The following is a 19,561-nucleotide window of genomic DNA, read 5'->3' as shown; positions in this document are numbered from 1 at the left end:
TGCAGCAAGTCAAAATCAGTCGTGCCGGCGCACTCGCCAGCCCCCGTGCGGACCCTCCGGCGCGGGGGCGCAATTGAAACATTCAGACGAGCGTGGGGCCAGCCCGGGCGCGGCTTTCTCGCCACTTATTGGCCGGATTTAACCTTGGTCCAGCTACGGGTCATCAATCGCTGCACCTTTGTCGGCAATTCGGCAGAAATATACAACTTGTCCAACACGTCTTGCGGAGGGTAAACAGCCTCGTCCGCCAGCACGTCCGGGTCCATGAACTCGCGCGCCTTGAGGTTCGGATTGGCGTAACCGACATAATCGCTGACCTGAGCAATCACCTCAGGCTCGAGCAGATAATTGATGAAGCGGTGCGCCGCTTCCACATTACCGCTGTCGGCGGGAATGGCCAGCATGTCGAACCACAGGTTGGCGCCCTCTTCGGGAATTACGTAGGCGATTTCCACGCCCTTGCCGGCTTCTTCCGCGCGGTCAGCCGCCTGGAACACATCGCCGGAATAGCCCACCGCCATGCAGATGTTGCCGTTGGCGAGATCAGACACATATTTGGAGGAGTGGAAATAGGTGACGTAGGGGCGCACCGCCGCCAGCTTGGCCTCGGCCTTGGCATAGTCCTCGGGGTTCTGGGTGTTGGGGTCCAGGCCCAGGTAATTGAGCATGGCCGGAAGCATTTCATCACCCGAATCGAGGAACGCGACGCCGCAGCTGGACAGCTTCTTCATGTTCTCGGGCTCGAACACGATGGCCCAGGAGTCAATTTCCACGTCATCGCCCAAGGCCGCCTTGACCTTCTCGACGTTGTAACCCAGGCCATTGGTACCCCACAGATAAGGGACCGCGTACTGGTTACCCGGATCGTTGACCTCCAGCTGCTTGAGCAGGGCCGGGTCCAGATTGCTCCAGTTGGGCAGCTTGCTCTTGTCCAGTTTCTGGAAAGCACCCGCCTTGATCTGCTTGCCAAGGAAGTGGTTGGACGGCACGACCACGTCATAACCGGAACGGCCAGCGAGCAGCTTACCTTCCAGGGTTTCATTGGAATCGAACACGTCATAGACCGGCTTGATGCCGGTCGCCTTGCGGAACTCGGCCAGCGTGTCTTCGCCGATGTAGTCCGACCAGTTGTATATATGCACCGTGGTTTCGGCCTGGGCCGTGCCGGTCAGGATCAGGGCTGCGCTCGCGGCGAGCATGGCGTTGCGATAGGACGTATTCAATGGAGGATCCTCTTGCCAGCCGCGGTTAAAGCCACGGTCTTGCGTCGTTTAGTGGCGACCTGAAGGTCGCACTCATGGTGCCCTGACGAAATTCGCCCCGGGCATTGGGGTTACGCTCCCGGCCTTGCGGCCTGACTACGGTTTATTACGGTGTGAATGGCCGGCTGCACGAGCAACCGGCCGGGTCTGCACTTAACGACCGGACTTGATCTTGGTCCAGCTGCGGGTCATGGCGCGTTGCACTTTCTGGTCCAGGTCCGGGAAAGTGTAGAGCTTGGCCATCACCTCTTCAGACGGGTAGATACCCGGGTCGGTGCGAATCGCCTCGTCCACCAGCGGCGTGGAAGCAGCGTTGGCACTGGGGAACTGCACATAGTTGACGATCGGCGCCATTACTTCAGGCTTCAACAGGTAGTTGAGGAAGGCATGGGCGTTATCGACATTCTTCGCATCGGCGGGAATGGCCAACATGTCGAAGAACGCACCCGCGCCTTCCTTGGGAATGTTGTAGCTGACCTTGATGGCGCCACCGGCTTCCTCGGCGCGCGCCTTGGCTTGGTAAACATCACCGGAGTAGCCGATCGCCACGCAAATATTGCCGTTGGCCAGGTCGGAGATGTACTTGGACGAGTGGAAATAGGCCACGTTCGGACGGATCTTGAGGAACAGCTCTTCGGCTTTCTTCAGCTCATCGGGCTTTTCACTGAGCGCGGGGTAGCCTAGGTAATGCAGCGCGGCGGGCAGAATCTCGGTGGGCGAGTCCAGGAAGGACACACCACAGGCCTTCAGCTTCTCGATGTTCTCGGGCTTGAAGACCAGTTCCCATGAGTCCACGGGCGCGTTATCGCCCAGCACAGCTTTGACCTTCTCCGGGTTATAGCCAATGCCGATGGTGCCCCACATATAGGGGACGGCGTACTGGTTGCCCGGGTCGCTGGAGTCCAGGGACTTGAGCAGGTTCTTGTCCAGGTTGTCCCAGTTGGAAAGCTTGCTCTTGTCCAGTTTCTGGAACACGCCGGCCTTGATCTGCTTAGCCAGGAACGGGTTGGACGGCACGACGACGTCATAACCCGAACCACCGGAGAGCAGTTTGGCTTCGAGTACTTCGTTGCTGTCGAAGACGTCATAAACGACCTTGATGCCGGTTTCCTTCTGGAAACCCTCCAAGGTGTCCGGAGCGATGTAGTCCGACCAGTTGTAGACGTGCAACACTTTTTCCTGCGCCTGGGCCAAGCCGGCCACGGCAGTCAGGGACAACGCGAGAAGGGTCTTGCCGAACATATTCATGCGTTACAGCTCCGATTGTTTATAGGTATCTGGAGTGACGTTGCTGACGAACCCGATCTTGCGGCTCACTACGGCGCACCCCCGGTGAGCCTGGCAAACGCACCGGCGAAGTCTGGCAAGGACCAGGGTCCGTGACAACAGGTGCGGCGGCGAAATTGTGAGCGGACTTTAAGGATTCTGCCGTTTCGCAATCGGCGTGACGGCAATAGGCCTTCAGCCCTTGCCCGACACTTCACGTACCGTTAGATCCAGGCAGGTGCGCGCCTTGTCGATCAGCTCATCAATCTCCTCCTTGTTGATTACCAGAGGCGGGGCAATGATCATGGTGTCACCCACCGCGCGCATCACCAGGCCGTTGGCAAAACAGTGTTCACGGCAACGCATGCCGACTTCCAAGCCACTGTAACGCTCGCGGGTCTCCTTGTTCTTCACCAGCTCGATGGCGGCCACCAGTCCGACGCCGCGGGCCTCGCCCACCAGCGGATGCTCGGCCAGCTCACGCCAACGCTGCTGCAAGTACGGTGCCGTTTGCGTCTTGACCTGGGTAACGATGCCTTCGCGCTTGAGCAGGCGAATGTTGGCCAGCGCCACCGCCGCCGCCACCGGATGCCCGGAATAGGTGAAGCCGTGGGCGAACTCGCCGCCGCGGTCTAGCACCTTCACCACGCGCTCATGCACCACCACGCCGCCCATGGGGATATAGCCGGAGGTGAGCCCCTTGGCGATCGGCATCAGATCGGGCTTGAGATCATAGTACTGGCTGCCGAACCATTCACCGGTACGCCCGAAGCCGCAGATCACCTCATCGGCCACGAAGAGGATGTCGTACTTGGCAAGGATCTCGCGCACCTTCGGCCAGTAGCTGTCCGGCGGCACTATCACCCCACCGGCGCCCTGGATCGGCTCGGCGATAAAGGCCGCCACCCGGCCCTCGCCGACGTCGAGAATCTTCTTCTCCAGTTGCTCGGCGGCCCACACACCGAAGTCCTCGGGAGTCATGTCGCCGCCTTCGCCGTACCAGTAGGGCTGATCGATGTGCTCGATACCGGGAATCGGCAAGCCACCCTGGGCATGCATCCCTTTCATGCCGCCCAGGCTGGCACCGGCGATGGTGGAACCGTGATAACCATTCCAGCGCCCAATGACCACTTGTTTATCAGGCTGACCCAAGGTTGCCCAATAATGGCGCACCATGCGCAACACCGTGTCGTTGGCCTCGGAACCCGAGCCGGTGAAGAACACATGGTCCAGCCCTTCCGGTGCCAATTGTGCGATTTCCTGCGCCAGCTCCAACGCCGGCGGGTGGGCAGTCTGGAAGAACAGGTTGTAGTAGGGCAGTTCCCGCATTTGCGCGGCGGCGGCCTCGACCAGCTCTTCGCGCCCATAACCGACATTCACGCACCAAAGACCGGCCATGCCATCGAGGATCTTGTGCCCCTCGCTGTCCCACAGGTACACGCCCGACGCCTTGGTGATGATCCGCGCACCCTTGCGGTTCAGCGCCTGGTAATCCGTGAAGGGGGCCAGGTGGTGCTGGCGGCTCAGGGTCTGCCATTGCTCGGTTTGCGGATTGCTCATCGATTCCCCCTTTGAATGCACTGTATGGACGCGCGGTGATCACACCGAAAACAACAGAAACTCCCGTTCCCAGGAGCTGATCACCCGCTTGTAGTTTTCGTTTTCGGCTCGCTTGACCGCCACATAGCCGGTAATGAATTTGTGGCCCAGGTATTTATCCAGCGTCTTGCTGGTTTCCATGCGCTCCAGGGCATCTTCGATGGTCAGCGGCAGGCGCAGGTTACGCCGCTCATAACCACGGCCCTTGACCTGGGGACTTGGGCTGATGCCCTCGATCATGCCGATATAGCCACACAGCAGGCTGGCGGCGATGGCCAGGTACGGGTTGGCGTCGGCCCCAGGCAGACGGTTCTCGATGCGCCGGTTCTGCGGCGTGGATTCCGGCACGCGCAAGCCCACCGTGCGGTTTTCTTCGCCCCATTCGACGTTCACCGGCGCCGAGGTGTCAGGCAGGAACCGGCGGAACGAGTTGACGTTGGGCGCGAACAGCGGCAGCACTTCAGGGATGATCCGCTGCATGCCACCGATGTAATGCAGAAACAGCTCGCTCATGGAGCCGTCATCATTGGAGAAAATATTGCGCCCACTCTTTATGTCGATCACGCTCTGGTGCAGGTGCATGGCGCTGCCCGGCTGATCGGTGATCGGCTTGGCCATGAAGGTCGCCGCCACGTTGTGTTTGAGCGCCGCCTCACGCATGGTGCGCTTGAACACGGTGATCTGGTCGGCCAGGTGCAAGGCCTCGCCGTGGCGGAAGTTGATCTCCATCTGCGCCGGGCCTTCCTCATGGATCAGCGTGTCCAGATCCAGGTTCTGCGCCTCGCACCAGTCGTACATGTCCTCGAACAGCGGGTCGAATTCGTTGGCCGCGTCGATGGAAAACGACTGCCGACCGGTCTCCGCTCGCCCCGAGCGACCGATTGGCGCCTGCAGCGGGTAGTCCGGGTCATCGCTGCGCTTGGTCAAGTAGAACTCCATTTCCGGCGCGACAATCGGTTGCCAGCCGTGGTCGGCATACATCTTCAGCACGCGCTTGAGCAGGTTGCGCGGCGACAGCTCGATGGGGTTGCCGACCTTGTCGAAGGTGTCGTGGATCACCATGGCGGTGGGCTCCAGCGCCCAGGGCACCAGGAACATGGCGCTGGCATCCGGACGGCAGAACATGTCGATGTCCGCCGGGTCGAGCAATTCGTAATAAATGTCGTCTTCGACGTAATCGCCGGTCACCGTCTGCAACAGCACGCTCTCCGGCAGGCGCATGCCCTTCTCGGCGAGAAACTTGTTGGTCGGGGCTATCTTGCCGCGGGCGATGCCCGTCAGGTCGCTGATCAGGCATTCGACTTCGGTGATCTTGTGTTCTTTCAGCCAGCTGGTGAGCTGGTCGAGGTGGCTGCTCATAAAGACCTCAAGGTTGAACCAAACCGGCCCCTGCCGGCTCAGCGGTTTTGCGCTCGCGCCCGACACGCCCGGCCAAAGGCCTGGAACAGCGCGAGGGAATCGGGATTGGCCTGTACCTGCCATTCAGGATGCCACTGTACGCCGACAGCGAAGCTGCGTGCAGCCTCCACCGAAAAGGCTTCGATCAGCCCGTCGGGTGCGCGCGCCTCGATACGCAAACCCGGCGCCAGACGGTCGACGCCCTGTGCGTGAATGGAATTGACGTGGATTTCGCTCGCCAGGCCGAGCCCGCTCAGAACGCCGCCGGGCTCGAGGCGCACGACATGCCGCGGCGCGTACTGCACCTCCAGCGGCTGGTCCTTGGGTTCGCGATGATCTTGATAGGGCGCCACGCTGTGCACGTTCTGATGCAGGCTGCCGCCGAGCGCCACGTTGATTTCCTGAAAGCCGCGACAGATGCCCAGCAGCGGCACGCCAGCCTCCAATGCCGCAAGGATCAGCGGCAGGGTAATGGCATCGCGGGCCGGATCATGAGCGGTGCCCGGTGCACTGGTCGCCCCCTGATAAAAATGCGGGTCGACATTGGACGGCGAGCCGGTGAGTAGCAGCCCATCCAGGTGCTCGAGCAGCCGCGGCAGGTCGAACGCTTCGACCAGGGCGGGAATGATCAGCGGCATGCCCCCGGCAGCAAGGGCCACCGCACGGACATATTTATCGCCGGCAATGTGGTAGGGATGCAGGCCGATCTGCTTGTTGCAGGCAGTGATTCCAATCAACGGCTGGCGGGACATGGGGCACCCGTATCCAATCTATTGCTGTTTCGTTTCGAGCTTAGTCTTGTTCATTTTTTTACACAACAGCTTGGCAAAAAACCGAACACCGCTCTGCAGCGCCCCGATCAAGCGCTGGCAACGCACCCGTCCCACCGTTCTGACACGCCCTAAAATAGGCCTTGATGCCCTGTTAGAGGGCGTAATCTGGAGCTATTGACAGCCCCTGAGGATTAAGATTGACTCACCTTCAAATGACTTCACTGATTGATATTTTTAACAAGAAAGGTGTTGCATCATGTCTCCTCCCCCACGTGCCGTTCAGCTCAACGAAGCGAACGCGTTCCTCAAGAAACACCCTGAAGTCTTGTTCGTCGACCTGCTCATTGCCGACATGAATGGTGTCGTGCGTGGCAAACGGATTGAACGCACCAGCCTGCACAAGGTGTATGAAAAAGGCATCAACCTGCCTGCATCGCTGTTCGCCCTGGACATTAATGGCTCGACCGTGGAAAGCACCGGCCTGGGCCTGGATATCGGCGATGCCGACCGCATCTGCTTCCCGATTCCCAATACACTGAGCAACGAGCCCTGGCAAAAACGCCCCACCGCGCAGCTGTTGATGACCATGCACGAGCTGGATGGCACACCGTTCTTCGCCGACCCACGCGAGGTGTTGCGCCAGGTGGTGAGCAAGTTCGACGATTTGGGGCTGACCGTTTGCGCCGCCTTCGAGTTGGAGTTCTACCTGATCGACCAGGAAAATGTGAACGGCCGGCCGCAACCGCCGCGTTCGCCGATATCCGGCAAGCGCCCGCATTCGACCCAGGTGTACCTGATCGATGACCTCGACGAGTACGTCGATTGCCTACAGGACATCCTCGAGGGCGCCAAAGAGCAGGGCATCCCCGCTGACGCCATCGTCAAGGAAAGCGCGCCCGCGCAGTTCGAAGTCAACCTGCACCACGTGGCCGACCCGATCAAGGCCTGCGACTACGCGGTACTTCTCAAGCGCCTGGTCAAGAACATCGCTTACGATCACGAGATGGACACCACCTTCATGGCCAAGCCCTACCCCGGCCAGGCCGGCAATGGGCTGCATGTGCACATCTCGCTGCTCGACAAGCAGGGCAACAATATCTTCAGCAGTGATGATCCCCAGCAGAACGCCGCTTTGCGTCACGCGATCGGCGGTGTGCTGGAGACCATGCCGGCCTCGATGGCCTTCCTGTGCCCGAACGTCAACTCTTACCGCCGCTTCGGCCCACAGTTCTACGTGCCGAATTCGCCGTGCTGGGGCCTGGACAACCGCACCGTCGCCCTGCGCGTGCCCACCGACAGCGCGGACAACGTACGCATCGAACACCGCGTCGCCGGCGCCGATGCCAACCCCTATCTGCTGCTCGCGTCGGTCCTGGCTGGCGTGCACCACGGCCTGACCAACCGGATCGAGCCGGGCCCGCCCGTGGAAGGAAACTCCTACGAGCAGAATGAGCAGAGCCTGCCCAACAACCTGCGCGATGCCCTGCGCGAGCTGGACGACAGTGAGGTCATGGCCCAATACATCAGCCCGGATTACATCGATATCTTCGTGGCTTGCAAAGAAAGCGAACTGGCCGAATTCGAGCATTCGATTTCCGACCTGGAGTACAACTGGTACCTGCACACCGTGTAACCCCCGCAGATACGCCCGTGCAGGAGCGGTCTCGGCCGCGATTATCGACAGCTTGGTGCTTCCGCAGCCCTATCGCGGACAAACCGCTCCTACACGGGCAGCAAAAAAACGCCCGTATCCCAGTGCGCCTCTTCCGCTTACGGATGAGTTGCCGTGACCTGCTTTGTACGTGCAGCTACAATGCGCGCCATTCGACGCAGCCTGCGCCTGTTTTGGCGCCACGTCCGGCAAGGAGGTTTCCATGGGTCAACGCACGCCCCTGTACGCTCTGCATCTGGCAATGGGAGCCAAGATGACCGATTTCGGCGGTTGGGAGATGCCGCTGCATTACGGTTCCCAAGTCGAAGAACATCACCAGGTCAGACAGGAATGCGGCGTCTTCGATGTCTCGCACATGTGCGTAGTGGATGTCGGCGGCGCTAACGCCGAAGCATTCCTGAAACACCTGCTGGCCAACGATGTCGCCCGGCTCGACCTGCCCGGCAAGGCCCTGTACAGCGTGGTGCTCAACGAGCAGGGCGGTGTACTCGACGACTTGCTGGTATACCTCACGGCGTCCGGCTACCGGCTGGTCAGCAACGCCAGCACCCGGGAGAAAATTCTCGGCTGGCTTCATCTGCACAGTCCATCCTTCGATGTAACGCTGCATGAACGCCGCGATCTGGCCATACTGGCGATTCAAGGGCCGCAGGCACGCGCCAAGCTCAGCCAGCTGGTGACCGTCGCGCGCGCGGCACTGATAAAAGAACTCAAGCCATTCCAAGGCCTGGAAGAAGGCGGCTGGTTCATTGCCCGCACCGGCTACACCGGCGAGGATGGCCTGGAAGTGATGATGCCGGCCGACGATGCGGCGGATTTCTTCAACGAATTGGTCGGTGCCGGCATAGCGCCAATTGGCCTGGGTGCGCGTGACACGCTGCGTCTGGAAGCGGGGCTCAATCTTTATGGCCAGGACATGGATGAAACGGTTTCACCGCTAGTCTCCAATCTGGCCTGGACCGTCGCCTGGGAGCCGGCCTCGCGAGCCTTCATCGGCCGCGCCGCGCTGGAAGCTCAACTTGCCAGCGGCGTGCCGAGCAAGCTGGTCGGCTTGGTATTGGAGGAGCGCGGCGTGTTGCGCGCCCATCAAGTGGTGCGGGTCGAAGGCTTGGGCGATGGCGAGATCACCAGCGGCAGCTTTGCACCAACCCTGGGTAAATCCATTGCCCTGGCGCGGGTGCCGATGGCCACCGGCGAGCGGGCGGAAGTGGAAATTCGTGGCAAATGGTTTCCCGTACGGGTTGTACGAGCGCAATTTGTACGACACGGTAAAGTATTGATTTGATCATCGGCGATATCGCCAACCAGAGAGGACATGACATGAGCACTATCCCCGCTGATCTGCGTTATGCCGCCAGCCATGAGTGGGCGCGCCTGGAAACCGATGGCACCGTGACCATCGGCATCACCGACCATGCCCAGGACGCCCTCGGCGATGTGGTGTTCATCGAACTGCCCGAAGTGGGCCAACAATTGGCTGCCGGACAGCAAGCGGGGGTAGTCGAGTCGGTAAAAGCCGCATCGGACATCTACGCACCGATTAGCGGCGAGGTGATCGAGGTGAACTCGATGCTGGTCGACGGCCCCGAACAGATCAACAGCCATCCTTATGAGAGCTGGTTCTACAAGCTCAAGCCGCAGAACACTGCCGAAATGGATAACCTGTTGGATGCCGCTGGCTACCAGGCCTCAGTTGACGCCTGACCCACCGTGCATCGCGTCCAGAGGCCGCCTTAGTGCGGCCTCTGGCGTTTCTGGACGCTTATTCTGCAAACTGTTGGGGATACGCGAGGATCGCAGTGGCCAGTTCCAGGTCATTGACCCGCAGGTCGGGATACTGTTCACGCACCTGCTGCAGCGCGGCGTCGAGGTAGGCGCCACGCAGGGTGCCGCCGCTGGCGACGAAGGCGCTGGCATCGTCCTGGGCAGCGGAAACGACCTTGTCATCCTTGAGCGTGGAATACAGCGAGGCCGAAATACCAGCCGACGTAGCGTAATCACTCCAATCCCTCGCACTCAGCGAAGTGGCGGACACACCCAACGCGATAGCGCTGAACATCAATAGCGTGCGGCGCATGGCAGCAGCTCCTGCAAAACTGAAGAAAATACTTACCTTTGTTCAGATTACCGCTGCGGCAGGTGAGTTCCCGCCTGTTCTCGAGGTGAAGCCGCATTCAAGGCCGCACGCAAGGCAGGATCACGTCCGTAGATATCGGGGCGATACAGCACCCGACCACTGGCATCGACTTCAGCAGTCCAGTACGCCATGAGGATGGGCAGCGGTCGGTTCAGTCGGTACTCATGGGTCTTGCCCGTTTCCAACAGTGCCGTCACCCGTTCGTGCTCGCCCTCGCTGAGCAACAGATCCACCAGCGTCAGGGCACCTTCGACTCGTACACAACCGGAGCTGAACGTACGCTGCGCTTCCGAGAACAGCTGCTGGCTGGGCGTGTCATGCAGGTAGACCGCAAAGGGATTGGCAAAGCGCACCGCCACCTTGCCCAGCGGATTGCTCGGCCCGGCATCCTGGCGCAGGCGCAAACCCCGCACATTGTTCCAATCCACGTGATAAGGGTTCAGTCGGTTGCCATACTGGTCGAAGACACGCATCTGGTGACGGGCCAAAAATCCGATGTCACGGCGGATTTCCGGCAGTTTGTCTTCGCGCAAAATAGTCGGCGGTACCGTCCAGGTCGGGTTCAGGGTCAGCCGTTCGATCATCGACTTGAGCTGCGGCGTGGCCCGCTCCGCACGACCGACCTGTACGCGCGTCTGCCAGACAGGCATCCGGTTGCGGTAGTAGCTCAACTGCCCTCCGGCGATATCCACCAGCAGCAGCTGGCTCTCCATGTCGCGGGCGTACCAGCGCCAGCGTTCGAGATTGACGCGCAATTGATCGAGCCGCGACGCGGGGCTGATATTGAGCGCGTCCAGCGTGCCCGGGCCGACGATGCCATCCACCTTGAGCGCATGTTGGCGCTGAAAGTCCTCTACCGCGTCCACCAGCGCGTATTGATAGCGCAGCCCTTCGCCGCCTTTTTCCAGTTCGAGCACCGAGGACGTCAGATAACCCGCCTGAATCAAGCTGCTACGCAAGGCGGGCACTCGACTGTCCTGCATGCCTGGTCGCAGCAGGGGGCCGGGCGGCACTGGCGTCCAGGGCGGCAGCGGGCTGTCCCGCATTCGCACATAGGCAGCGCGCAACGCCTGGTAGTGATCGAGCGATGGACGAGCCCGTTCGAACGCGCTGTGTACGTCATCAACGCCCAGCAACGCCAGCGTCTGCACGGTCAGGGCTTCATCCGTGTGCTGCGCACGCCACATAGGCTCCAATTGCGCCTGTGGTAGCCGCCCATGGACGAGATGCTGCAAAGCCTGCAGATAGGCATGACTGGCTAGAATGTCGAGGCAGGCGAGCCAGCGTGGATCGGCGCCGCCATTCTGGCTCATTCGCCGCAGCGTCGCCGGCTGGTAGAAGGCCGCGTCCAGGCCATCATCGGCCAGTTTCTCCAGCTCTTCCACCAAGTTGTTCAAGCTGCGCGGGTCGCTCCACAGCGGGGTGAAGGCGAATGGCAAGTAGAAAGCCTGCAAGCGCTGGCGGGCCTGTTCATCAAGCCCCGGCGGGGTCGTTTGGCAGCTGCCCGGCAACCGTCCCAGGATTTGCTGGAGTGGAGTGGTGGCGATGGGGGCGTCCGTTTTAGCCGTTGCGACGAGCGGAACCGTCAACAACCAGACACTCAGATAAACTGCCGATCGTTTTTTATCCAAGACATCGCTCCGCACTCACTTGGACAGTCAGACGGTCGCACCCTCAAAAGGGCGGACCCGTGAACAACAAGAGTCCTCAAGGAGTATAGGCAGGTAGCCAGCGATACAAGACAGGACGTCAGGAGACTGACCAACGAGGCCTTTGCCCATGATTCGCGTTATTCGACGCCTGCTTTGCGCTGCGGGATTGTCCCTGTGCGCCACGCCACTTCTGGCAGCTCAACCGACGTATCAACCCCTGGTGGACAGCCTGGCCAGGGTCGCGCCCAAGCTCGACCGTCAGGTACTCACCCATGCCGTGGCGGCCATGCAATGTGCGGTCAACCATGGCGCCACGCCTGCCGAGCGGCTGGCGGTGATCGATTTCTCGCTGCCGTCCAGTCAGCGGCGGCTGTGGATTTTCGACCTGGACAAGAAAACGGTTTTGCTCAAGGAGTACGTGGCCCACGGCCAGAAGTCCGGACAAAACCATGCCACGCGCTTCTCCAACCAGGTCAACAGTCATCAATCGAGCCTGGGTCTGTTCCGTACAGCCGAGAGCTATCGGGGCAAGCACGGCTACTCACTGCGCATGGATGGCATGGAGCCCGGCATCAATGACCGCGCCCGTGAACGGGCCATCGTCATTCACCCCGCCGATTATGTAGACCCAAGCTGGATCGCCAAGCAGGGGCGCATCGGCCGCAGCTGGGGTTGTCCGGCGGTACGCCCGGAAGTGGCGCGCATGGTGGTGGATAGCCTCAAGGGCGGGCAATTCATGTTTTCCTGGTACCCCGACCAGGAGTGGCTGCAATCCTCGGCCTACCTGAACTGCGAACCGCAGCGGGTGGCGAGCATCATTGCCGCCGGTCCGCGCAAAGGCTGATCCGCATCAGCCACGGTTTCGTCAGCGCTACCGTTGCTCACTCTGCGGGGTGACCCGCAACACTTCCTCCACGGTGGTCAGTCCGGCGGCAATTTTCTGCGCGCCGGACAACCGCAAGCTGCGCATCCCGTCCTTGAAGGCGGCCCGGCGTAGGGCGATCAGGTCGGTATCGGCACCGATCAGCGGCTTGAGGTGATCATCCAGCAGCATGATTTCGTAGACCCCGGCGCGCCCGCGATAGCCGGTGTCGCGGCATTCCAGGCAACCCACCGCACGATGCGCACCCGTGGGCAGCGGCGCGTTCCACGGTTTGGTCAGGGTCTGCCAATCCTCGGCGTTCAACTCCACCGGCGCCTTGCAGTGGGGGCACAGGGTGCGCACCAGGCGCTGGGCCATCACGCCAAGCAGCGTGGCGCGCAATAGATAATGGGGCACACCCAGTTCCAGCAAACGGGTGATAGCGCTGGGGGCGTCGTTGGTATGTAGGGTGGACAGCACCAGATGGCCGGTAAGTGCCGCCTGGATGGCCATCTCGGCCGTTTCAAGGTCGCGGATTTCACCGATCATGATGATGTCCGGATCCTGACGCATCAGCGCACGCACGCCACTGGCGAACCCCAGTTCGATGTTGTGCTGCACCTGCATCTGGTTGAAGGCGCCTTCGATCATCTCGATCGGGTCCTCGATGGTGCAGACGTTCACTTCCGGCGTCGCCAGCTGCTTGAGTGTGGTGTACAGCGTAGTGGTCTTGCCCGAGCCAGTCGGCCCGGTCACCAGGATGATGCCGTTGGGCTGACCGGTCATGCTCTGCCAACGACGCAGGTCGTCGGCGCCAAAACCAAGCTGATCGAAACTTTTTAGCAGCACTTCCGGATCGAAGATACGCATCACCATCTTCTCGCCAAACGCCGTAGGCAGCGTTGAAAGCCGCAGCTCCACCTCGTTGCCCTCGGGCGTCTTGGTCTTCACCCGGCCATCCTGCGGCTTGCGCTTCTCGGCGACGTTCATCCGCCCCAGCGATTTCAAGCGGCTGACCACCGCCATGGTCACCTGCGGCGGCAATTGGTAGACGTTGTGCAGCACGCCGTCGATGCGAAAGCGCACCGTGCCCTGCTCGCGGCGTGGCTCGATATGGATGTCGCTGGCGCGCTGCTGGAAGGCGTATTGGAACAGCCAATCGACGATGTTGACGATGTGCGCATCGTTGGCGTCCGGCTCCTGATCGGTAGCGCCGAGACTGAGCAACTGTTCGAAGTTGCCCAGGCCACTGAATTTCTGATCCACCGCCGTGGCGCCACTCACCGAACGGGCCAAGCGGTAAAACTCGGTGGTGAAGCGCTGAATATCCGCCGGATTGGCCACCACGCGGCGGATCGGCCGTTGGAGCACATGGGTCAGGTTGGCTTCCCAGGCATGCACGAACGGCTGGGCGCTGGCGATGGTGACCGTTTCGCTGTCCACCGCCACGGCGAGAATCTTGTGCCGCTGGGCGAAGGCATAGGACATCAGTGGCGTGACCGAGGCGACATTGATCTTCAAGGGGTCAATGCGCAGGTAGGACTGGTCGGCCCACTCGGCCAACCACAAGGTCAGGCTTTCCAGATCCAGCATGCGACCTGGCCGAGTCAGATCATCCAGCTGCTGAGTGGCGAGAAACTCCAGCGGGTGCTGCTGGGGATTGGCGGCGCCGCGGCGGATGGCCAGGCATTGCTCGGCACTTTCCTGGGACACCCGCCCCTGAGCGACCAGCTCGCGCAACACATCGTTGAGGTCCAGCCAGCGGTCGGGGGCGGCAGGAGCGAAAGTGGACATGGACGAGGCCTCGGACTGCGGCAAACGGATCGGCGCAGCTTAACGAGTCGTCCTCGGCCACGCCTTGCGGCTTTGCACAGTCCGAGCAGAGGGCGGCGGAGCCGGATGCAGGAGCGGGCGGGTCCGCGATATTCGACTCCCGATACCCATCCGGGGTCTGTGATGGGTATCGCTTCGCTCAACGCCCTGCCACGAGGCGCGTGTCGCGCCAAGGAAAGGATTTTTACGCGCGGTTACTTCAAGGCTTTCCAGCCCTTGAGCATCCATACGGTTTGCACCTGCTCGGCGCGTGCTGCCAGCACGGCGTCGTCGGCCGGGGCGACTGCCAGCTCATGCAACTTGTGCAGCTCGCCGTACAGGCGGTCGGCTTCGGGAATGTTCAGCGCACCACGGGCCAGGCGCAGCCACGCGAGCATGCGCTCCAGACGCGGCAACTGTTCAGCCAGGTCACCCGGTTGGCGCTGGTAGCGCTCCAGCGGCAGGGCGGTAATTTCCTCGTTGAACAGGCGGTTGAGCCAGCGTTCGATCGGTGCGGCGCCGGCGCGAGCACCGCGCTCGTTGCGCGCTGTGGTCCAGGCGCGGCTCAGCAGCCACTGCGAGGCCAGCAATGAGAAGCGGCCCCAGCGAATCGCGCCGAGCTCGGCAGCGAATAGCTCTGGCGCCGCCTGACGCACCTGGGCGTCATCGCGACCGGCGCTCAGGCGCGGACGCCAGTCACCGATCAATGCATCCAGCGCTTCGCGCAGCTCACGGCTGCTGGCGCGCGGCACGGCCTGGCCGAGACTGCCGAGCAATGCGCGCAGGTCGAGCAAGTGTTGAAGCCACTGCTCGAGCAGCTTCCAGTGGCCATTAAAACGGTACTGCTCCGCCAGGCGCTGACTGCTGCCCAGCAGGTACCAGGCCAATACAGTAAAGGCATCGTCCAGCGGTTGCTGGGCCTCAATCTGCGGCGTCGGCAGGCTCAGGCTGTAGCTGTTGGCATCGAACAGTCGGTAGCCGCGCTCGGCCTTGCTGATGTCGCAGGGCATCAACGGCAGATCGGCGGCCAGCTCGGCAGCCAGTTCCAGCAGCGCTGCGGGCTCGCCCTGGCGAAGCTCCAGTTCCAGCTCGCAGATTTCTTCTTCGCCTTCACCGGCAATCACCTTGCCCAGGTCCAACGCCGCCTCAATCACCACCTTCGCCTTGCCACGGCCCCAGGCAATTTCCGCCTTTTCACGAACAAAATCGGTGGTGAAGAGCGGCGCGAGCTGCTGTTTGTCCAGGTCGGCCAAGGCCGCCGGCCAGCAATCGTCCGCCAGCTTGCTCAGGTCCAGCGCGGGGGTATCGAGGTACCAGTCCCACTCGTTGCGCTCAGAAAGCCCTGCGACGCTCTGACCGCGGCTCTTCAGCGTCTGGATCAGTTGTTCACCGTCGCGACGCAGGCGCAGGGCGACATGGGCGCGGGCCAGGTCGCGGGCGGGCGTGTCGAAATACTGATTGGAGAGCTCGCCGCGCTGCCAGCCGCTCTTGTTGCGCTTCTTCAGCAGCGGGTGCTCGCGCAGGGCGGTCAGGGTTTCACGGCTGACGCGCAGCTTGATTTCGGTTTCTTTGTTCATGCGGTGGCGGGCTCGGTGTCACGATGAGAGGGCGGGAACAGACGGCGAACGTACTGCAGTCAGGGAGACCGCCTCGCGGCCTGACAAGGGCCGTCTAGCATACAGGCATTACTGTTCGATGACCTACGCTAGCGAGGGCTCGCAGTGCCCCGTATACTTGCCGCCTCTTTTCGACCTAGGGTTCTCCCTAATGCCAGTCAATCCCTTTGCCAGTCTGTTCGGTCGGTCGCCTATCGGGCCGATGCAACAACACATCGCCAAGGCCCACGAATGTGCGGCCAACCTGGTGCCCTTCTTCGAGGCCGTCATGGCCGAAGATTGGGAGCGTGTAGAACAGGTGCAGCAGGAAATGGTGCGTTTGGAGCGCGAGGCCGACAAGCTCAAGAAGAGTGTGCGCATGCACCTGCCCAAGAGCCTGTTTCTGCCTGTGCCGCGTTCCGACTTGCTCGATCTGCTCAGCGTGCAGGACAAAGTGGCCAACCGGGCCAAGGACATCGCCGGCCTGATGCTGGGCCGCCAGATGACCATTCCCCACTCCATCCAGCCGCAGATGCTTGCCTACGTGCGCCGCTGCGTGGATGCCAGCGCCCAGGCCTTGAAGGCCATGGATCAATTGGACGAATTGTTGGAAACCGGATTCTCGGGCCGCGAAGCCACGATTGTGGAGCGCATGGTCGAGGAACTGGAAGCTATCGAAAACGAGACCGATCGTCAGCAGATCGAAGTTCGTCGCGGTTTGTACAAACTGGAGAAGGACCTTCCCCCCGTCGATGTGATGTTCCTCTACCGGATCATCGACTGGGTCGGCGACATCGCCGACCGTGCCGAGCGTGTCGGCAACCGACTGGAACAACTGCTGGCGCGCTAGGCGCCAGCTTCCTTTCTGGAATCTACAGGTAATTTTTTATGTCTCTTGTCGCGGACTACGGCTTCGTACTCCTCGTGCTGGCCTGCTGCTTCGGTTTTTTCATGGCCTGGGGTGTGGGTGCCAACGACGTTTCCAACGCCATGGGTACTTCGGTGGGTGCCAAGGCACTGACCATCAAACAGGCGATTCTGATCGCCATGGTGTTCGAGTTTCTCGGCGCCTACCTGGCCGGTGGCCAGGTCGCTGAAACCATCAAGAACGGCATTGTCGCCGCCGATGTGATTCCCGCCGACCTGTTCGTGCTGGGCATGCTGTCCTCACTGCTCGCCGCCGGTACCTGGCTGCTGGTCGCCTCCCTGCGCGGCTGGCCGGTCTCCACCACCCACTCGATTGTCGGTGCCATCATCGGCTTCGCCTCGGTTGGCGTGTCGGTCGATGCCGTGAACTGGGCCGGACTGGTACCCATTGTCTCTAGTTGGATCGTTACACCGCTTCTCTCTGGAATCCTCGCCTGGGGACTGTTCAAAAGCGTGCAATGGCTGATCATCGACACTGACAACCCCTTCCAGAACGCCAAGCGCTGGGTGCCGGTCTACATGTTCCTCACCGGCTTCATGCTGGCGCTGATGACCTTCACCAAGGGTCTGAAACACGTTGGCTTGAACTTTAGCGTGGGCCAGAGCGTGCTCTTTTCTATCGGCGTCGGTGCTGCCGTTTGCCTGCTGGGCGTTGCCCTGCTGACGCGCATCAAGCTCGACCCCGAAGCCAACCGCACGTTCCAGTACGCCAGTGTGGAAAAAGTGTTTTCCGTGCTGATGATCTTCACCGCCTGCGCCATGGCCTTTGCCCATGGCGCCAGCGACGTGTCCAACGCCGTGGGCCCATTAGCGGCAGTGGTCGGGGTGATCGAAGCCGGCGGAGACATGGTCGTTGGCGGCAAATCGCCCGTTCCGGCTTGGGTCCTGTTGATGGGCGCCTTCGGTATCGTGGTCGGCCTGGCCACCTACGGCTGGAGAGTGATTGCCACCATCGGCAAGGGCATCACCGAGCTGACCCCCAGCCGTGGCTTCGCCGCCGAACTGGCCACCGCCAGCACCGTGGTCGCTGCGTCAGGCATCGGCCTGCCAATCTCCACCACCCATACCCTGGTGGGCGCCGTACTGGGCATCGGCCTGGCACGCGGCATCGGCGCATTGAACCTGTCGGTGGTCGGCAAGATCTTCACCTCCTGGGTCGTGACCCTGCCGATTGGCGCTCTGTTGGCGATCATCTACTTCGAAATCATGTCGCTGATTTTCCTGTAAGAGCAGTTGCAAGCTCCAAGCTACGAGCCGCAAGCTCGTAGCCTGGATTAGCCGAAGGCGTAATCCGGGGGATGCATGTCCTTCGGGTTGTCGGATTACGCTTCGCTAATCCAACCGACGCCTGAAGCCTGTTGCTATGATGAGGGCCTCTGCGAGAGAGTCGCCCCCTATGCCCTTGCCTTCGCTGAAAGACCAGTTCGCCGCGCTGATCGCCGCGCCCTCGGTGAGTTGCACCCAGGCGGCCCTGGACCAATCCAACCTTGCCGTGATCGAGTTGCTGGCCGGCTGGCTCGGCGACTTGGGGTTCGTCTGCGAACTGCAAGAGGTTACGCCCGGAAAATTCAACCTGCTGGCCAGCCATGGCACAGGCCCAGGCGGCCTGGTGCTGGCCGGACACAGCGACACCGTGCCTTACGATGCCGCCTTGTGGCGCAGCGATCCCTTGCGCCTGACCGAGCGGGACGGCCGCTGGGTTGGTCTGGGCGTGTGCGACATGAAGGGCTTTTTTCCGCTGGTGATCGAAGCGGTCAAGGGCCTGCTCGACCAGACCTTCCGCCAGCCGCTACTGATTCTCGCCACCTGTGATGAGGAAAGCTCGATGTCCGGGGCCCGCGCCCTGGCTGCCGCCGGTCGACCGCTAGGCCGCGCTGCGGTGATCGGCGAACCCACCGGACTCAAGCCAATTCGCCTGCACAAAGGCGTGATGATGGAACGCCTGAATATCCTCGGCCAGAGCGGCCACTCGTCCGACCCCCGTTATGGCCACAGCGCCTTGGAAGCCATGCACGACGCCATGGGCGAACTCCTTGCACTGCGCGCACAATGGCAACGCGAATTCCACAACCCGCTGTTCAACGTGGCGGTGCCTACGCTTAATCTCGGCTGCATCCACGGCGGCGACAATCCCAACCGCATCTGCGGCCAGTGCGCCTTGGAGTTCGACCTACGCCCGCTACCGGGCATGGACCCGCAGCAGCTGCGCGCGGCAATTCACAGCAAACTGCAGCCCCTGGCCGAGCGGCACCAGGTGCGCATCGACTTTGCCCCATTGTTTCCCGAGGTGCCGCCCTTCGAGCAGACTGCCAACAGCGAACTGGTACGCCTGGCCGAACGCCTGACCGGACAGGCCGCCGAAGCGGTGGCGTTCGGCACCGAAGCGCCTTATCTTCAGCAGCTTGGCTGCCAGACAATTGTGCTGGGCCCGGGCGACATCGCCTGCGCCCATCAGCCGGACGAATACCTGGAGCTGGCGCGCCTCGAACCCACCGTGCGTATCCTGCGCCAACTGATCGAACATTACTGCCTGCGCCCAATGTCCATGGATGCCAGCGCCACCTTGCCTACAGGAGACTGACCGTGCAGCCGCAGCTTCGACGATA

16 protein-coding genes are annotated in these 19,561 nt (G+C 61.7%); 7 read left to right on the top strand and 9 right to left on the bottom strand.

The annotated features are described in order from the left end of the window. Window positions 1-125 precede the first annotated feature (125 nt). From H9642_RS06805 to H9642_RS06785, 5 genes are all read right to left on the bottom strand, one after another. The gene (locus tag H9642_RS06805) at window positions 126-1,199 is read right to left on the bottom strand and encodes a polyamine ABC transporter substrate-binding protein (RefSeq protein ID WP_251835824.1); all 1,074 of its coding nucleotides are present in this window, start codon (window positions 1,197-1,199) and stop codon (window positions 126-128) included. 216 nt (window positions 1,200-1,415) lie between these two features. Beyond that, the gene (locus tag H9642_RS06800; protein ID WP_251835665.1) at window positions 1,416-2,510 is read right to left on the bottom strand and encodes a polyamine ABC transporter substrate-binding protein; all 1,095 of its coding nucleotides are present in this window, start codon (window positions 2,508-2,510) and stop codon (window positions 1,416-1,418) included. A gap of 213 nt (window positions 2,511-2,723) precedes the next feature. Then, window positions 2,724-4,088, bottom strand: a complete 1,365-nt coding sequence (locus tag H9642_RS06795; RefSeq protein ID WP_251835664.1) for an aspartate aminotransferase family protein — start codon at window positions 4,086-4,088, stop codon at window positions 2,724-2,726. A 39-nt stretch (window positions 4,089-4,127) separates the two neighbouring features. Then, the gene (locus tag H9642_RS06790) at window positions 4,128-5,486 is read right to left on the bottom strand and encodes a glutamine synthetase family protein (protein ID WP_251835663.1); all 1,359 of its coding nucleotides are present in this window, start codon (window positions 5,484-5,486) and stop codon (window positions 4,128-4,130) included. A gap of 38 nt (window positions 5,487-5,524) precedes the next feature. Beyond that, complete coding sequence (locus tag H9642_RS06785; protein WP_251835662.1) at window positions 5,525-6,277, bottom strand: gamma-glutamyl-gamma-aminobutyrate hydrolase family protein; 753 nt, start codon at window positions 6,275-6,277, stop codon at window positions 5,525-5,527. Window positions 6,278-6,554: 277 nt separating this feature from the next. On the opposite strand from H9642_RS06785, the gene H9642_RS06780 reads away from it, so the two are divergent. The 3 genes from H9642_RS06780 to gcvH all read left to right on the top strand — a co-directional run bounded on the left by H9642_RS06780 (window position 6,555) and on the right by gcvH (window position 9,674). Beyond that, complete coding sequence (locus H9642_RS06780) at window positions 6,555-7,931, top strand: glutamine synthetase family protein (protein ID WP_251835661.1); 1,377 nt, start codon at window positions 6,555-6,557, stop codon at window positions 7,929-7,931. A gap of 241 nt (window positions 7,932-8,172) precedes the next feature. Next, window positions 8,173-9,255, top strand: a complete 1,083-nt coding sequence (gcvT, locus tag H9642_RS06775) for a glycine cleavage system aminomethyltransferase GcvT (protein WP_251835660.1) — start codon at window positions 8,173-8,175, stop codon at window positions 9,253-9,255. A 35-nt stretch (window positions 9,256-9,290) separates the two neighbouring features. Next, a complete protein-coding gene (gene gcvH / locus H9642_RS06770; protein WP_251835659.1) occupies window positions 9,291-9,674 on the top strand; it encodes a glycine cleavage system protein GcvH in 384 nt (127 codons plus the stop codon). Between the two features lie 58 nt (window positions 9,675-9,732). Here the strand turns inward: gcvH and H9642_RS06765 are convergent, their stop codons facing one another. Together H9642_RS06765 and H9642_RS06760 are read right to left on the bottom strand one after the other, a co-directional pair. Beyond that, window positions 9,733-10,047: a DUF2388 domain-containing protein gene (locus H9642_RS06765; protein ID WP_251835658.1), complete on the bottom strand. Its 315-nt coding sequence runs from the start codon at window positions 10,045-10,047 to the stop codon at window positions 9,733-9,735. Between the two features lie 47 nt (window positions 10,048-10,094). Then, window positions 10,095-11,738: a L,D-transpeptidase family protein gene (locus tag H9642_RS06760; protein ID WP_251835657.1), complete on the bottom strand. Its 1,644-nt coding sequence runs from the start codon at window positions 11,736-11,738 to the stop codon at window positions 10,095-10,097. A 148-nt stretch (window positions 11,739-11,886) separates the two neighbouring features. Between H9642_RS06760 and H9642_RS06755 the strand changes: the two genes are divergently transcribed. Continuing rightward, window positions 11,887-12,603: a murein L,D-transpeptidase catalytic domain family protein gene (locus H9642_RS06755; RefSeq protein WP_251835656.1), complete on the top strand. Its 717-nt coding sequence runs from the start codon at window positions 11,887-11,889 to the stop codon at window positions 12,601-12,603. A 27-nt stretch (window positions 12,604-12,630) separates the two neighbouring features. Here H9642_RS06755 and tfpB read toward each other — a convergent pair whose 3' ends face one another. Both tfpB and H9642_RS06745 read right to left on the bottom strand, forming a co-directional pair. Next, the gene (gene tfpB / locus H9642_RS06750; RefSeq protein ID WP_251835655.1) at window positions 12,631-14,415 is read right to left on the bottom strand and encodes a type IV pilus assembly ATPase TfpB; all 1,785 of its coding nucleotides are present in this window, start codon (window positions 14,413-14,415) and stop codon (window positions 12,631-12,633) included. 233 nt (window positions 14,416-14,648) lie between these two features. After that, window positions 14,649-16,010 (bottom strand): CYTH domain-containing protein, encoded by a 1,362-nt coding sequence (locus tag H9642_RS06745; RefSeq protein WP_251835654.1) that lies wholly within the window; start codon window positions 16,008-16,010, stop codon window positions 14,649-14,651. 190 nt (window positions 16,011-16,200) lie between these two features. On the opposite strand from H9642_RS06745, the gene H9642_RS06740 reads away from it, so the two are divergent. The 3 genes from H9642_RS06740 (at window position 16,201) to argE (ending at window position 19,536) form a co-directional block, all read left to right on the top strand. Then, window positions 16,201-16,878, top strand: coding sequence for a TIGR00153 family protein (locus H9642_RS06740; RefSeq protein WP_251835653.1), 678 nt, complete (start codon window positions 16,201-16,203; stop codon window positions 16,876-16,878). A gap of 38 nt (window positions 16,879-16,916) precedes the next feature. Beyond that, entirely contained in the window at window positions 16,917-18,182 is a 1,266-nt protein-coding gene (locus tag H9642_RS06735) for an inorganic phosphate transporter (RefSeq protein ID WP_251835652.1), read from the top strand. A gap of 169 nt (window positions 18,183-18,351) precedes the next feature. After that, window positions 18,352-19,536, top strand: coding sequence for an acetylornithine deacetylase (argE, locus tag H9642_RS06730; protein WP_251835651.1), 1,185 nt, complete (start codon window positions 18,352-18,354; stop codon window positions 19,534-19,536). The last annotated feature ends 25 nt before the right edge of the window (window positions 19,537-19,561 follow it).

This window comes from Serpens gallinarum (genome assembly GCF_014836765.1).
GTDB lineage: Bacteria > Pseudomonadota > Gammaproteobacteria > Pseudomonadales > Pseudomonadaceae > Serpens > Serpens gallinarum.
This window is presented reverse-complemented; position numbering and strand designations above follow the sequence as displayed.